The organism is Pseudomonas sp. GW460-12-10-14-TSB1 (genome assembly GCF_017349775.1).
Classification (GTDB): Bacteria; Pseudomonadota; Gammaproteobacteria; order Pseudomonadales; family Pseudomonadaceae; genus Aquipseudomonas; species Aquipseudomonas piscium.
Genome location: NZ_JACNAC010000022.1, coordinates 72,273 through 87,935 on the forward strand (window position 1 = coordinate 72,273; position 15,663 = coordinate 87,935).

11 protein-coding genes are annotated in these 15,663 nt (G+C 62.7%); 3 read left to right on the plus strand and 8 right to left on the minus strand.

The window, feature by feature from the left end; all coding sequences use genetic code 11:
* Positions 1–170: 170 nt before the first annotated feature.
* Positions 171–794: a phosphoribosylanthranilate isomerase gene (locus tag J4D52_RS15170; RefSeq protein ID WP_063429335.1), complete on the minus strand. Its 624-nt coding sequence runs from the start codon at positions 792–794 to the stop codon at positions 171–173.
* A gap of 64 nt (positions 795–858) precedes the next feature.
* A complete protein-coding gene (gene truA, locus J4D52_RS15175; protein WP_016704910.1) occupies positions 859–1,683 on the minus strand; it encodes a tRNA pseudouridine(38-40) synthase TruA in 825 nt (274 codons plus the stop codon).
* Positions 1,684–1,913: 230 nt separating this feature from the next.
* On the opposite strand from truA, the gene J4D52_RS15180 reads away from it, so the two are divergent.
* Entirely contained in the window at positions 1,914–2,573 is a 660-nt protein-coding gene (locus tag J4D52_RS15180) for a M24 family metallopeptidase (protein ID WP_102677048.1), read from the plus strand.
* 78 nt (positions 2,574–2,651) lie between these two features.
* Here the strand turns inward: J4D52_RS15180 and J4D52_RS15185 are convergent, their stop codons facing one another.
* The 6 genes from J4D52_RS15185 to leuC all read right to left on the minus strand — a co-directional run bounded on the left by J4D52_RS15185 (position 2,652) and on the right by leuC (position 11,197).
* The gene (locus J4D52_RS15185; RefSeq protein ID WP_102677047.1) at positions 2,652–5,267 is read right to left on the minus strand and encodes a FimV/HubP family polar landmark protein; all 2,616 of its coding nucleotides are present in this window, start codon (positions 5,265–5,267) and stop codon (positions 2,652–2,654) included.
* Between the two features lie 202 nt (positions 5,268–5,469).
* On the minus strand, positions 5,470–6,480 hold the full coding sequence (locus J4D52_RS15190) for an aspartate-semialdehyde dehydrogenase (protein ID WP_063429331.1): 1,011 nt from the start codon (positions 6,478–6,480) through the stop codon (positions 5,470–5,472).
* A 165-nt stretch (positions 6,481–6,645) separates the two neighbouring features.
* Positions 6,646–7,758: an aspartate-semialdehyde dehydrogenase gene (gene asd, locus J4D52_RS15195; protein WP_063429329.1), complete on the minus strand. Its 1,113-nt coding sequence runs from the start codon at positions 7,756–7,758 to the stop codon at positions 6,646–6,648.
* Positions 7,759–7,812: 54 nt separating this feature from the next.
* The gene (leuB, locus tag J4D52_RS15200; protein WP_025804174.1) at positions 7,813–8,895 is read right to left on the minus strand and encodes a 3-isopropylmalate dehydrogenase; all 1,083 of its coding nucleotides are present in this window, start codon (positions 8,893–8,895) and stop codon (positions 7,813–7,815) included.
* A 228-nt stretch (positions 8,896–9,123) separates the two neighbouring features.
* Positions 9,124–9,768: a 3-isopropylmalate dehydratase small subunit gene (gene leuD, locus J4D52_RS15205; protein WP_007921993.1), complete on the minus strand. Its 645-nt coding sequence runs from the start codon at positions 9,766–9,768 to the stop codon at positions 9,124–9,126.
* A 10-nt stretch (positions 9,769–9,778) separates the two neighbouring features.
* Entirely contained in the window at positions 9,779–11,197 is a 1,419-nt protein-coding gene (leuC, locus tag J4D52_RS15210) for a 3-isopropylmalate dehydratase large subunit (protein ID WP_025804176.1), read from the minus strand.
* 145 nt (positions 11,198–11,342) lie between these two features.
* Between leuC and J4D52_RS15215 the strand changes: the two genes are divergently transcribed.
* On the plus strand, positions 11,343–12,233 hold the full coding sequence (locus J4D52_RS15215) for a LysR family transcriptional regulator (protein ID WP_025804177.1): 891 nt from the start codon (positions 11,343–11,345) through the stop codon (positions 12,231–12,233).
* Positions 12,234–12,313: 80 nt separating this feature from the next.
* On the plus strand, positions 12,314–15,592 hold the full coding sequence (locus tag J4D52_RS15220; RefSeq protein WP_063429325.1) for an EAL domain-containing protein: 3,279 nt from the start codon (positions 12,314–12,316) through the stop codon (positions 15,590–15,592).
* Positions 15,593–15,663 lie beyond the last annotated feature (71 nt).

Consider the following 15,663-nt stretch of genomic DNA (forward strand, 5'->3'; position numbering starts at 1 on the left):
ACCGCGGTCAGCGCGAGCTTGACCTGCCTGTACCGAACGGCTCCTCAGCCATCCCGGCAACCCCCGGATAGAGCGGTTGCCACTTCGATTTCGGCCCGCCCAGCGACGGTGCCGGCCTGTTTTGTACAGTGGTGTTATGGACGGCGGCAGACTGCCAGCCGTCACATCGACTAACAGCTGCCGCGAACGGCCTGCATAAATGCGCGAATCTTTGCGTGATCCTTGATGCCCTTGCTCTGCTCCACCCCACCGCTGACATCCACCGCGTACGGGCGAACCTGCGCTATCGCCTGGCCGACATTCTCGGCAGTCAAGCCACCGGCAAGGATGATCGGCTTGCTCAAGCCTTGCGGTACCAGTGACCAATCGAAGGCTTCGCCGGTTCCACCCGGCACGCCCTCGACATAGGTATCGAGCAGGATGCCGCTGGCCCGCGCATAAGCCGCGCAACTGCCGGCAATATCGTCGCCGGCCTTGACCCGCAGCGCCTTGATGTAGGGCCGGTGATAGCCCTCGCAGTCCGCCGGTGTTTCATCGCCGTGAAACTGCAACAGGTCCAGCGGCACCGCGTCGAGGATCTCGCCCAGCTCACAGCGGCTGGCATTGACGAACAGACCCACGGGGGTCACGAACGGCGGCAGCGCGGCAATGATCGCCCGCGCCTGCTGGACGCTCACCGCCCGCGGGCTCTTGGCGTAGAACACCAGCCCGATGGCATCGGCCCCGGCCTCGACCGCCGCCAACGCATCCTCAATGCGGGTAATCCCACAAATTTTGCTGCGAACGGCTGACATGTCGTTTAAACCTCAGGGCAAATCCGGGGAAAGTCCCGGATGGTAGCAAATGCTTTTCCGGGCGTCAGCCGTCAAGTTCCGAGAAGCCGGTGAGGAAATGTGGCCCGATGTATCGCTCGGGCAACTCGAACTCATCGTGATACTCGACCTGCACCAGATACAGCCCGAAAGGATGCGCCGTCACCCCGCCCGTACGGCGAATCCTGCTCTCCAGCACTTCCCTGGCCCATTCGACCGGACGCTCGCCCGCGCCGATGGTCATCAACACCCCGGCGATATTGCGCACCATGTGATGCAGGAACGCACTGGCGCGGATATCCAGGACAATCATCTTGCCGTGCCGGGTGACCCGCAGATGATGGATTTCCTTGATCGGCGACTTGGCCTGGCACTGCCCGGCGCGGAACGCACTGAAATCATGGGTGCCCACCAGATGCTGGGCCGCCTCGGCCATCCGCTCGACATCCAGCGGGCGATGATTCCAGGTGATCTCCTCGTTCAGGTGCGCCGGACGGATCTGGTCGTTGTAGATCACGTAGCGATAGCGGCGGGCAATCGCCTTGAACCGCGCATGAAAATGCGCCGGCATGACCTTGGCCCAGCTCACGCTGATGTCGTGGGGCAGGTTGATATTGGCCCCCATCACCCACGCCTTCATCGAACGCTCGGCCTGGGTATCGAAGTGCACCACCTGCCCGCAGGCGTGCACGCCGGCGTCGGTACGCCCGGCGCAAGACAGTAGCACCGGCGAGTCCGCCACTCGGGACAGCGCCTTCTCGAGGGTTTCCTGGACACTTGGGACACCGGAAGCCTGACGCTGCCAGCCGCGATAACGCGAGCCCTTGTATTCGACACCCAACGCGATTCTGAAAAAGCCTGCGGCCGCCATTTCGGCGGCCGCGTTATCTATATTTGCCAAGAACTTACAGCCTGCTGATATGCGCAAAGGCGGCCATTATAAGGCGCGCGCAAGCAGACGCCATGCACGGCCCGCTTTTAGTTGAGGTTTGCCGATCATGTGCCGGCGAGCGCAAACAGGATGGCGCGAGAAACAGGGCAAACGTTATATAGATAAATATATAGCGATAAGCATAAATCCACTCGACCGGGATCTGACCAATGACCGCCATCAACAAGGAGGCCGTAGGCCTCGCCTACAGCCTGCAAGGCATGCTCCACGCCAAGCGCAAGACCTGGGAAGCCATCACGCAGATAGCCGCACGCATCCAGCCAGGCATGCTCGAATCCCAGGCTCGCACACTGGGGCTGGAGGTGCTTGCAGAACTGGGTATGGACAGGATCTGGCATCCGGCGCTGGTGCGTTTTGGCGAAAATACTCTGAAGACCTTCAAGCAACGCTCCGAAGGCGATCCGGTCCTGGGCGACAACGACATCTTCTTTATCGACCTGGGGGTGGTCTGGGACCGCCACGAAGGCGATTGTGGCGCCGCCTTCGTCACAGGCAACGATCCCGAGATGCAAGCCTGCGCCGCGGCAGCCCAAACCCTGTTCGAACGGGTCCGCGATCACTGGAGCGAGCACAAAGTGGCCGGCCCCGCCCTGTATCGCTATGCCGAAGAACAGGCGAGCGCCATGGGCTGGGTGCTGAACCTGGAGATCAAGGGGCATCGGGTCAGCGACTTCCCCCACGCCATCTATCGAGCGGGCGACCTGGGCAACTTCGAGGCGTGCCCCAACGTCGGCCTGTGGATCCTGGAAATCCAGATCGCCCACCCCACCCGGCCGTTCGGCGCCTTCTACGAAGACCTGCTGGCCTGACAGCACAAGCGCCGTCATTGGCCCGGAAACAAAAACGGCAGCCTCGATGGCTGCCGTTTTTTTGCTGCTAGCGCTGACTCAGACCAGACGCGCGAGCATTTCCTTGGCTTCGCTTTTCTGACCGTCGTTACCTTCGCTGATGACTTCGCCGAGAATATCCCGTGCGCCATCGTTATCGCCCATGTCGATGTAGGCCTGGGCCAGATCGAGCTTGGTCGCCACTTCGTCGGAGCCGGAAAGGAAATCGAAATCCCCTTCGTCGGCACTGCCCGCAGCGTCTTCCGCGGTAAAGGTCGGCTCGGCCAGCGCTGGTTGCTCGAGACTTTGCGACAAGCGATCCAGCTCGGCGTTGACATCGTCCAGCTCGGACGCGAAAGCATCCTTGGCAGCGGGCTGTGCATCCATCTCGTCAGCCAGGGACAAGTCGAAGTCCGCAGGCAGTTCAAGATCGTCGAGCGCAGCTTCGGTCACCGTAGGTACCTCGACAGCCGGCAGATCCTTCAGGTCGTCATCCAGGCTGAGAAGGAAATCCTCATCGGCTTGCGCCGCGGCAGGCAGATCCTCTCCCAGATCCAGGTCGAAATCCGACAGGTCGTCCAGGCTTTCCTTGGCTTCGGTTTGCTGCTGCAGCACCGACTCGAAACTCAGGTCGTCATCCAGCGGGAATTCGTCCAGCTCGGGCTCAACTTGAGCAGGAACAGCCGGAGCAGTCAGCGATGCCGGAGAAGCCGCTTCCAGATCGTCCAGGCTCAGATCGAAATCGGTATCCAGGTCGTCGACAGCCGGTGCCGGCGCAGGCTCTTGCGGCTCGTCGAGCAACAGCTCCTTGACGTATTGAGCATCCAGCGCCGCCGCTACAGCAGCCGCACCGAGACCTGCAGCCGCCACCGCGGCCATCGCCGGGAAACGGCTTTTCAGCTGTTCGACTTCAGCGTGGTTCTTGCCATTGGCCACCAGCTGACGCTCCTGGGCCACAAAGGCGCTGCGATCGCCCTGATGACCGTAGACTTCCATCAGTTTCAAGCGCAACTCGCTACGCTGCGGTTCCAGCTTGACAGCTTCCTCCAGGATCGCCGCCGCCTGATTCAGGCGACCGCCATCAATATGGGACTGGGCCTGATCCAGCACATCGGCCGGATGCTCGACTGCGGCAGCCACCGGTGCCGTGGCCACCACAGGCGCCACGACTGGAGCTGGAGCTGGAGCTGGAGCTGGAGCTGGAGCTGGAGCTGGAGCGAGCTTGACGCTCGGCGGTGGAACTTCAAGGCCTTCGAAGCTGCTTTCCGGCAGATCCAGGTCCTTGGACAGCTCAGCCTCTTCGGACAGGGCGCGAGCCATGCGCAGGTGCTTTTCCGCCTCCTGCTGAGCCTTGCGGCGACGAGCCAGCAACAGCAGCAGCAACAGCACCAGCACGGCCCCGCCACCCGCCAGCCCCAGGAGGATCGGGTTGGTCAGCAGGTCGTTGAATTTATCTTCATCGGACGCCGGCGTTTGTGCCTGGGCCGGTGCCGCTTCAGCCGGGGTCTCGCCCGGAGCTGCCGCAGGATCGGTCACTGGTGCCGCCGGGGTCACAGGCTGCTCAGCCAGTTGCGCCGGCATGGCCGCGGTCGGTTGTGCTGGCTCTGCGGCACCCGCCCCTTCCGCCTGCAATTTGGCCAACTGGTCGTTCTTCAATTCGATCAGGCGTTGCAGCTTGTCCAGTTGGCTCTGCAGGTCCGTCATGCGGCTTTTCAGCTCGGCGTTATCGCGCCGGGCCGCGTCGAGGCTTTCCTGAGTCACCGCCAGCTTGTTGCTCAGCGCCTGGCTGTCGCCAGCCGCACCCTTGCCCCGCGCCTTGCCCGACTCGGCAGACACCAGGCTCAGACTATCCTTGACCGCGCCTTGCGCAGGTGCCTTGTCCGCACCGGCACGCCGGGTACCGTCCAATTGCTGCTGAGCACCGCGTGGTGCCAAGCGACGCCCCTGACGCCAGGCCGTATTCTGCGCGGCAACCTCGGCGATCGCTTGCGGCTGCGGCAGGCTGGTGCTCTGCACGGCATCGGGCAGGCGCAATACCTGCCCGGTTTTCAGCCGGTTGATGTTGCCATCGATAAAGGCATCCGGATTCAGCGCCTGGATGGCCAGCATGGTTTGCTGGACCGAACCGCCATTGCGGGCCTTGGCTGCGATTTCCCAGAGGGTATCGCGGGCCGAGGTGGTGTATTGGGCAGGCTTGCCGGCGCCGGTGACCGGCGCGGCAACCGCTGGAGCCTGCGCCGCGGATTGCGCGGCCGCTTCAGCGGTTTGCGGGGAAAACTTGGAAGGATCGAGCAGGACGCTGTAGTCGCGCAGCAGACGGCCATTGGGCCACATCACCTGCACCAGGAACTTGACCATCGGCTCGGAGAGCGGCTGGCTCGAAGTGACCCGCAGCACGCTCTTGCCATTGGCATTGAGCACCGGGGTAAAGCTCAGGTCATTGAGAAAGGCCTGGCGATCGACGCCCGCCTTGGCGAAATCTTCAGGTGAGGCCAGGCTCGGCACCACCTCGGCGGCGGTGAGATCCTTGACGTCCAGCAACTCGATTTCTGCAACCAGTGGCTGGTTCAGAGTCGACTTCAGGGTCAGCTCCCCGAGCCCAAGCGCCTGCGCCATACCGGAGGACAGCGCCGACGCGGCCGCTATTGCTAACACCAGTTTGCGAACTTGAACCATAGCCTCATCCTTTGTTTGAACATTCCTCGGCCAGCGAGAAGGTGTTGTAGCGCTGCCGTAAGGCATTGCGTGCGGCCTGAAGGGCCGTTTCGCGCGATTATGTCTGCATGCCTTGGAAGAGCGCGACAGCAGCTCACCTCCAGCAACCAGCCAAGCATAGCGCCCAGCTAGAATCATTCTGCAAATTGTTGCCAAGTATCTTTTACAGAAGGTCTTTTATCAACAACTCAGCCAGCTGCACCGCGTTGAGCGCAGCCCCTTTGCGTACGTTATCTGACGTCAGCCAGAGATTAAGTTCCGCCGGGTCGTCGATCCCCGCACGCACCCGACCAACGTAGACCACATCCTGCCCCACTGCATCACCCACCGCGGTCGGGTAGTCCCCCGCCTCCACCAGCTCGATGCCAGGAGCCGCTTCAAGCGCGGCATTGACCGCTTCCAGGTCGATTGCCGTGGCTGACTGCAGAGTCACGCTATAGCTATCGCCAAAAAACACCGGGGCTTGAACGCAAGTGACAGAAATCTTTAATAAAGGCTGCGCCAGTACCTCGCGCAACTCCCGGACCAGACGTTTTTCCAACAAGGTGTGACCATGCTCGTCGGGCGTGCCGACCTGCGCCAACAGGTTGAACGCCATCTGCCGGTCGAAGAATCGCGGTTCCAACGGGCGGGCATTGAGCAGTTCGGCCGTCTGCCGCGCCAGCTCGGTTACCGCTTCACGGCCCTGGGTGGACACCGCCAGGCTGGCGGTCAGGCTGACCCGCTGGATCTCGAACAGCGCCTGCAACGGCGCCAGGACCACCGCCAGCGAGGTGGCTGCGGCGCTGGGGCTGCTCAGTTGAACGGGCTTCTTCAGGCTAGCCAGCGCGCGCTCGTTGGCTTCCGGCACCAGATTCGGCGCCTGGGCCGAAGGCAATGCGCCCGACAGGTCGATCACCGCGCAATTGGCCGCCGTCGCCCGTGGGGCGAAGCTCAGGGTCACCGCCGGGCCGGCAGCGAAAAACGCCAGCTGCACCTTGCTGAAGTCGAACTCGTCGACCTCGCGCACCCGCACATTCTTTCCTCGAAACGGCACCGAGTGCCCCGCCGACTCGCTGCTGGCCAACAAGTGCAGGTTGGCGATCGGGAAATCGCGCTCTTCGAGAATCTGGACGAGGGTTTCGCCGACAGTACCGGTGGCACCGATCACGGCGATATCAAAGGACTGGTTCATGGTGCTACCTCTGGCGAAACGGGGGGAGCGGCACTTTACCCGGCGCTTGGGGGTGAGGCAATTCAATGGAAGACCGCAGGCCTCATCCGGCAGCCCCAAACCTGCGCCGATATGAAAAAGCCCGCGCCTCTTGCAAGGCGCGGGCTCTTTCAGCACATCAGAGGATCAACGCTCGAGCAGGATCCGCAGCATGCGGCGCAGCGGTTCGGCGGCGCCCCACAGCAACTGGTCGCCGACAGTGAACGCGCCGAGGAACTGCGAGCCCATGTTCAACTTGCGCAGACGGCCCACCGGGATGTTCAGGGTGCCGGTGACCTTGGTCGGGCTCAGCTCCTGCATGCTGATATCGCGCTGGTTCGGTACCAGTTTGACCCAAGGGTTGTGCTGGCTGATCAACCCTTCGATATCGGCGATCGGCACGTCCTTGTTCAGCTTGATGGTCAGCGCCTGGCTGTGACAGCGCATGGCGCCGATGCGCACGCAGATGCCGTCGACCGGGATCGGGCTCTTGAAGCGACCGAGGATCTTGTTGGTCTCGGCCTGGGCCTTCCACTCTTCGCGGCTCTGGCCGTTCGGCAGTTCCTTGTCGATCCACGGGATCAGGCTGCCGGCCAGCGGTACGCCGAAGTTCTCGGTCGGGTAGGCATCGCTGCGCATGGTTTCGGCGACCTTGCGGTCGATGTCGAGGATGGCGCTGGCCGGGTTGGCCAGGTCATCCGCCACGGCGGCGTGGGTCGCGCCCATCTGCTTGATCAGTTCACGCATGTTCTGCGCGCCGGCACCGGAGGCCGCCTGGTAGGTCATGGCGCTCATCCACTCCACCAGACCGGCTTCGAACAGACCGCCCAGGCCCATCAGCATCAGGCTGACGGTGCAGTTGCCGCCGATGTAGTTCTTGGTGCCGGAGTCCAGCTGCTGGTCGATGACCTTGCGGTTCACCGGGTCGAGGATGATCACCGCGTCATCCTGCATGCGCAGGCTGGAAGCGGCATCGATCCAGTAGCCCTGCCAGCCGGCTTCGCGCAGCTTGGGGAAGACTTCGCTGGTGTAGTCGCCACCCTGGCAGGTCAGAATCACGTCGAGGGTCTTCAGCTCTTCAATGCTGTAAGCGTCCTTGAGCGGAGCAATGTCCTTGCCCACGGACGGGCCTTGGCCACCGACATTGGAAGTGGTGAAAAACACCGGCTCGATAAGATCGAAGTCCTGCTCTTCCAGCATCCGCTGCATGAGCACGGAACCGACCATACCGCGCCAACCGATCAGACCTACACGTTTCATCGCAACTACACCTATACAAAAGTGGGCCACCGTCTGAGCGGTGGGCCCGAAAGATTACAGATTCCGCAGCGCGGCGACTACTGCATCGCCCATTTCCTGCGTACCCACCTTGGTGCAACCGGCCGACCAGATGTCGCCGGTGCGCAATCCCTGGTCCAGTACCAGGCTCACGGCCTGCTCGATGGCATCTGCCGCGTCGTTCAGGTTGAAGCTGTAACGCAACATCATCGACACCGACAGAATGGTTGCCAGCGGGTTGGCGATGCCCTGCCCGGCGATATCCGGCGCCGAACCGTGGCATGGCTCGTACATGCCCTTGTTGTTGGCATCCAGCGACGCCGACGGCAGCATGCCGATAGAGCCGGTGAGCATCGACGCTTCGTCGGAAAGGATGTCGCCGAACATGTTGTCGGTGACGATCACATCGAATTGCTTCGGCGCACGCACCAGTTGCATGGCGGCGTTGTCGACGTACATGTGGCTCAGCTCGACATCCGGGTAATCCTTGGCCACCTGCTCGACCACTTCGCGCCACAGCTGGCTGGACGCCAGGACGTTGGCCTTGTCCACCGAGCAGAGCTTCTTGCCGCGCACCCGGGCCATGTCGAAGCCGACACGGGCGATGCGGCGGATTTCACTCTCGCTGTACGGCAGGGTGTCGTAGGACTGACGCTCGCCATTTTCCAGCTCGCGGGTGCCACGTGGCGCGCCGAAGTAGATACCGCCGGTCAGCTCGCGGACGATGAGGATGTCCAGGCCAGACACGATTTCCGGCTTGAGGCTGGAAGCATCGGCCAACTGCGGGTAGAGGATCGCCGGACGCAGGTTGCCGAACAGGCCCAGTTGCGCGCGGATCTTCAGCAGGCCGCGCTCTGGGCGGATATCACGCTCGATCTTGTCCCATTTCGGGCCGCCCACGGCGCCCAGCAGCACCGCGTCGGCTGCCCGCGCACGATCCAGGGTCTCGTCGGCCAGCGGCACGCCGTGCTTGTCGATGGCCGCGCCACCGATCACGTCATGGCTCAGCTCGAAGCCCAGGCTGTACTTGTCGTTGGCCAACTCCAGCACCTTGACCGCCTCGGCCATGATTTCCGGGCCAATACCGTCACCTGGGAGAATCAGAATCTGCTTGCTCATGCTTTCCTCATTTGCTCTGTCGGTGTGCTGATGGGCACGCCCGGAAAAATGCTGTTGCCTGGCCTGCAGCGTCCGCTCACTCATAGAGAACGAAGCGCTGGCCCGAATATCAAACCGCCATGGCTTTTTGGGGCGGTTTCGGCGAGCAAAAAGCTCGCTCCTACAGGTTTTGTGTCCTCTCCTGCCGGAGCGAGCTTGCTCGCGATCAATGCGTCACTTTAACGCCGATCAGGCGTCGCGAAACAACCACGGCTGGCTGGCACGATGCTTGGCCTCGAAGGCAGCAATCGCGTCGCCGTCCTGCAAGGTCAGGCCGATATCGTCCAGGCCGTTGAGCAGGCAATGCTTGCGGAACGCATCGATCTCGAATTTCAACACCTTGCCATCGGGACGGGTCACGGTCTGGGCCTGCAGATCGATCTGCAGCTGGTAGCCCGGATTGGCCTCGACCTGCTGGAACAGCTCATCGACTTCAGCATCGCTGAGGATGATCGGCAGCAGGCCATTCTTGAAGCTGTTGTTGAAGAAGATGTCGGCGTAGCTCGGCGCAATGATGCTGCGAAAACCATATTCTTCCAACGCCCAGGGGGCGTGCTCACGACTGGAGCCACAACCGAAGTTCTCCCGGGCCAGCAACACGCTGGCGCCCTGGTAGCGTTCGGCGTTGAGCACGAAATCCTTGTTCAGCGGACGCTTGGAGTTGTCCTGGTACGGCTGGCCGACATCCAGGTAGCGCCACTCGTCGAACAGGTTCGGGCCGAAGCCGGTGCGCTTGATCGACTTGAGGAACTGCTTGGGAATGATCTGATCGGTGTCGACGTTGGCACGATCCAAAGGCGCGACAAGACCGGTGTGCTGGGTGAAAGCTTTCATGCTGCGCTCCTTAGATCAATTCACGGACGTCGACGAAACGACCGCTGACAGCGGCGGCCGCGGCCATGGCCGGGCTGACCAGGTGAGTACGCCCACCGGCGCCCTGACGACCCTCGAAGTTGCGGTTCGAGGTCGAAGCGCAATGCTCGCCGGACTCCAAACGGTCCGGGTTCATCGCCAGGCACATCGAGCAGCCCGGCTCGCGCCATTCGAAGCCCGCTTCGAGGAAGATCTTGTCCAGGCCTTCCGACTCCGCCTGGGCCTTCACCAGGCCCGAACCCGGCACCACGATGGCCTGCTTGATGGTCGAGGCCACCTTGCGGCCCTTGGCGATGACGGCCGCGGCACGCAGGTCTTCGATCCGCGAGTTGGTGCAGGAGCCGATGAATACCCGGTCCAGCTGGATGTCGGTGATCGCCTGGTTGGCGGTCAACCCCATGTATTTCAAGGCACGGACGATGGAGTCGCGCTTGACCAGGTCCATTTCCTTGGCCGGGTCCGGTACGTTCTGATCGACAGCCAGCACCATCTCGGGCGAAGTGCCCCAGCTGACTTGCGGCTTGATCTGCGCGGCATCCAGCTCGACCACAGTGTCGAACTTGGCGTCGGCGTCGGAGACCAGGTCTTTCCAGGCTTCGACGGCGAGGTCCCATTCCGCGCCTTTAGGGGCGAACGGACGACCCTTGACGTATTCCACGGTCTTTTCGTCCGCCGCCACCAGGCCCACGCGGGCGCCGGCTTCGATGGACATGTTGCAGATGGTCATGCGGCCTTCGACGGACAGGTCGCGAATCGCACTGCCGGCAAACTCGATGGCATGGCCGTTACCGCCGGCGGTGCCGATCTTGCCGATCACGGCCAGGACGATGTCCTTGGCGGTCACGCCAAATGGCAACTTGCCCTCGACCCGCACCAGCATGTTTTTCATTTTCTTGGCGACCAGGCACTGGGTGGCGAGCACGTGCTCGACCTCGGAGGTGCCGATGCCGTGAGCCAGGGCGCCAAAGGCACCGTGGGTCGAGGTGTGGGAGTCGCCGCAGACCACGGTCATGCCCGGCAAGGTTGCGCCCTGCTCCGGGCCGATGACGTGAACGATGCCCTGGCGCACGTCGTTCATCTTGAATTCGACGATGCCGTATTCGTCACAGTTGTCGTCGAGGGTCTGCACCTGCAAACGCGAGACCTGGTCGGCGATGGCGCTGATGCCGCCCTTGCGCTCCGGCGTGGTCGGTACGTTGTGGTCCGGGGTCGCGATATTGGCATCGATACGCCAAGGCTTGCGCCCGGCCAGACGCAGGCCTTCGAAGGCTTGCGGCGAGGTCACTTCGTGGATGATGTGACGATCGATGTAGATCAGCGCCGAGCCATCGTCGCGCTGCTTGACCAAATGCGAATCCCAGAGCTTGTCGTAGAGCGTTTTGCCGGCCATCAGACGGTTCCTCATCATTTTCTATGCCGCGGGTCTCTGACACCGGTCAATAACCCCTTGGCTTGTGAGGCTGATGCTATGGCGTTACATTAAATAACTCAAATTCATATTTTTTATACTTTGGATAACCGACTGGAATACGACCATGGACCTGGCCAACCTCAATGCCTTTATTGCGATTGCCGAAACCGGCAGCTTCTCCGGAGCCGGCGAGCGCCTGCACCTGACCCAGCCGGCTATCAGCAAGCGCATTGCCGGCCTTGAGCAACAACTCAATGTGCGGCTGTTCGATCGCCTGGGCCGCGAAGTGGGCCTGACCGAGGCCGGACGCGCCCTGCTGCCGCGGGCCTATCAGATCCTCAACGTGCTGGACGACACCCGCCGGGCGCTGACCAACCTGACCGGCGAAGTCAGCGGCCGCCTGACCCTGGCGACCAGCCACCATATCGGCCTGCACCGCTTGCCGCCCCTGCTGCGCGCCTTTACCCGGCGTTACCCGGACGTGGCCCTGGACATCCAGTTTCTCGACTCGGAAGTGGCCTACGAAGAGATCCTCCACGGTCGCGCCGAGCTGGCGGTGATCACCCTGGCCCCCGAGCCCCATACGCTGGTCAAGGCCACACCGGTGTGGAACGACCCGCTGGACTTCGTCGCCGCCCCCGAGCACCCGCTGGTGAGCAACGGCACGGTCAGCCTGGCCGATATCGCCCTGCATCCGGCGGTATTTCCCGGCGGCAACACCTTTACTCACCATATTGTCCAGCGCCTGTTCGAGGCCCAGGGCCTGACCCCGAACATCGCCATGAGCACTAACTACCTGGAAACCATCAAGATGATGGTGTCCATCGGCCTGGCCTGGAGCGTCTTGCCCCGCACCATGCTCGACGATCAGGTGGCGCGCATTCCTTTACCGGGCATACAGCTCACTCGCCAGCTAGGCTATATCCTGCATACCGAACGGACGCTGTCGAATGCTGCGCGGGCTTTCATGGCCTTACTGGATGCACAAGTCGATTGGCCAGGGACCAAGGCGTAAGCGTCCCGGCATGACTTATGCCCCCCTTTGATTGCCTGAACCCGCGCCCAACGCTCTTTTCAGCCCAGGGCCCGCTGCTCATGCCAAAACCCGCTGACCGTCTACCGCCCATGCCGCGCATTCATGCGCTCGACCCTAAACAGTCGGAGCAAAGCTGGGAGAGCGCCCCGCAGTTGCTCGCCGCACTCAATGGCGCACGGCTGGGCGCCTGGTACTGGGACATCGAAAGCGGGCAAATCAGCTGGTCGCGAGGCACCCAGGCGCTGTTTGGCTTCGATCCGCGCCAGCCGCTGCCCAAAGACCTGGAATACCTCGACCTGCTGCCCGAGGAAGATCGCGCCAAAACTATTCGCGCCTTCCATTCGGTGCTGGCCGGCGCACCGCTGGAGCAGGCGATGCATCACCGCATCCGCTGGCCCGACGGCAGCCTGCACTGGCTGGAAATCAATGGCAGCGTGCTGCCGGACAAGCACGGCAAGCCCCGGATGATCGGGGTGATTCGCGAAATCACCCATCAACGCCAGCGGGAACAGGCCCTCAGCAGCTCGGAAAAACGCTTTGCCACGCTGTTTCACCTGTGCCCGAACATGGTGCTGCTGACCCGCCTGGAAGATGGTCTGATCAGCGAAGCCAACCAGTACTTCGAAATCCTCTTCGGCTGGCCGCTGCAGCACGTCATCGGCCGCACCACCCTCGAACTGGGCCTGTGGGTCGACCCGGAACAACGCGCGCAAATGGTCAAGGCGGTGCAGAAGCGCGGCCAGGCCGCCACCCTCGAGGTGCAACTGCGCGCCAGCAACGGGCAGATTCACGACGGCATTCTCAGCGCCCAGAAAGTCGAGCTGGAAGGCCAGGCCTACCTGCTCAGCACCTTTCTCGACACCAGTGAACGCAAGCTCGCCGAACAGGCCCTCAAGGACAGCCAGGAGCGCCTCGACCTGGCGCTGGACTCGGCCCAGCTCGGCACCTGGGACTGGCACATCCCCAGCGGCATGCTCTACGGCTCGGCCCGCGCCGCGCAGTTGCACGGCCTGGAGCCGATGCCCTTCCATGAATCCTTCGATGCGTTTTTCGAGGGCGTGCCCGACGAAGAACGCGACAGCATGCGCAATGCCTACCGCAGCCTGCGAGAAGGCCCGGCGGGCAATTATCAGCTGACCTACCGCGTACAGCTGGCCGACGGTTCGTCACGTTTTCTGGAAAGTCGCGCCCGCCTCTACCGCGACGAGCAGGGCCATCCGCTGCGCATGGCCGGGACCTTGCTGGATATCACCGAACAGGTCGAGCGCGAGCAGCGCCTGGTGACGTCCGAGGAGAAATTCGCCAGCCTGTTCCAGGTCAGCCCGGACCCGATCTGCGTCACGCTCCAGGAAACCGGACAGTTCATCGAGATCAACTCCAGCTTCACCCAGACCTTCGGTTGGACCCTCGACGAAGTGCTCAACCGCAGCGCCGACCAGATCGGCCTCTGGGACGATTCCGCGCAGCGCCTGCAACGGGTCGAGCAGGTGATCCGCGAACAGGCGCTGAACAACGTCGCGGTGATGGTCCGGCACAAGGACGGGCAACCCCTGACCTGCATCATTTCCAGCCGGCAGATCACCGTCGACAAACAGCCCTGCATTGTCACCACGCTGCGCGACATCACCCAGCAACAACGCTCCGAGGCCGCGCTCAAGGCCAGCGAAGAGAAGTTCGCCAAGGCATTCCACTCCAGCCCCGACGCCATCACCATCACCGAACGCGACACCGGGCGTTACCTGGAGGTCAACGACGGTTTCTGCCGGTTGACCGGTTACCGCGCCGAAGAAGTGATCGGCCGCACCGTGTATCAGGTCGGTATCTGGGCCGAGGAAAAACAGCGCTCGATCCTGCTCGCCGAACTGCAGATCAAAGGCCGGGTCAATCACCTGGAAATGCTTGGCCGCAACAAGCGCGGAGATATCCTGACGGTCGAGGTGTCGGTCGAACCCATCACCCTCAATGAAACCGCCTGCCTGCTGCTCACCGCGCGGGACGTCAGCCTGCTGAAAAACGCCCAGGCGCAGATTCGCCACCTGGCCTACCACGACCCGCTGACCAACCTGCCCAACCGCGCCCTGCTGATGGATCGCCTGAGCCAGCAGATTGCCCTGCTCAAGCGCCACAACCTGCGCGGCGCCCTGCTGTTCCTCGACCTGGACCATTTCAAGCACATCAACGATTCCCTCGGCCACCCGGTGGGCGACACCGTGCTGAAGATCGTCACCGCGCGGCTCGAGGCCAGCGTGCGCATGGAAGATACCGTGGCGCGCCTGGGCGGCGACGAGTTCGTGGTCCTGCTCAGCGGCCTGGAAGGCAGCCGCAGCGAAGTCAGCGATCAGGTACGGGAACTGGCCGACACCCTGCGTGAACTGCTGTCCGAGCCGATGTTCCTCGACGGCCAGCGCCTGCAGGTGACCCCGAGCATAGGCGTGGCCCTGATTCCCGATCACGGCTCGACCCCCACCGACTTGCTCAAGCGCGCCGATATCGCGCTGTACCGGGCCAAGGACTCCGGGCGCAACACCACCCAGATGTTCCACAACACCATGCAGAAAGCCGCCAGCGAGCGCCTGCGCATGGAAACCGACCTGCGCCTGGCCCTGTCCCGGGGCGAGTTCAGCCTGCACTTCCAGCCCCAGGTCGATGCCCGCGACAACCGCATCGTCGGCGCCGAAGCCCTGGTGCGCTGGCACCACCCCGAACTGGGGGCGCAATCGCCCACCGAATTCATCAAGGTCCTGGAAGACAGCGGCCTGATCCTCGAGGTCGGCACCTGGATTCTCGACGAAGCCTGCCAGGCCTTCAGCCAACTGATCACCGAAGGCCTGGTGGACCCGCTCGATTTCAGCCTGTGCGTGAACATTAGCCCGCGGCAGTTCCGCCAGAACGACTTCGTCGAGCGCATAGAGCGCAGCCTGAGCCATTACCAGTTGCCGTCTTCGCTGCTGAAGCTGGAAATCACCGAAGGCATCGTGATCCAGAACCTGGAAGACACCATCAGCAAGATGCGGCGCCTGAAAAAACTCGGCGTGAGTTTCGCCATGGACGACTTCGGCACCGGTTATTCGTCGCTGACCTACCTCAAGCGCTTGCCGGTGGATGCGCTGAAGATCGACCAGTCCTTCGTCCGCGACGCGACCCACGACCCCAACGACGCGGAGATAGTGCGCGCCATCGTCGCCATGGCCCGCAGCCTGGACTTGAATGTGATCGCCGAAGGCGTGGAAACCGCGGAGCAGCTCGAGTTCCTGCAAGGCCTGGGCTGCCATCTGTATCAGGGTTACCTGCACAGCCGACCGTTGCCGCTGGAGGGTTTGAAAGCCCTGCTGGCCTGAACGGACGATGACACAATCGCCGGCCTGACAGATCAACCGGGCAGCAATTGCCAGGGTTTGGCGCAACCTGT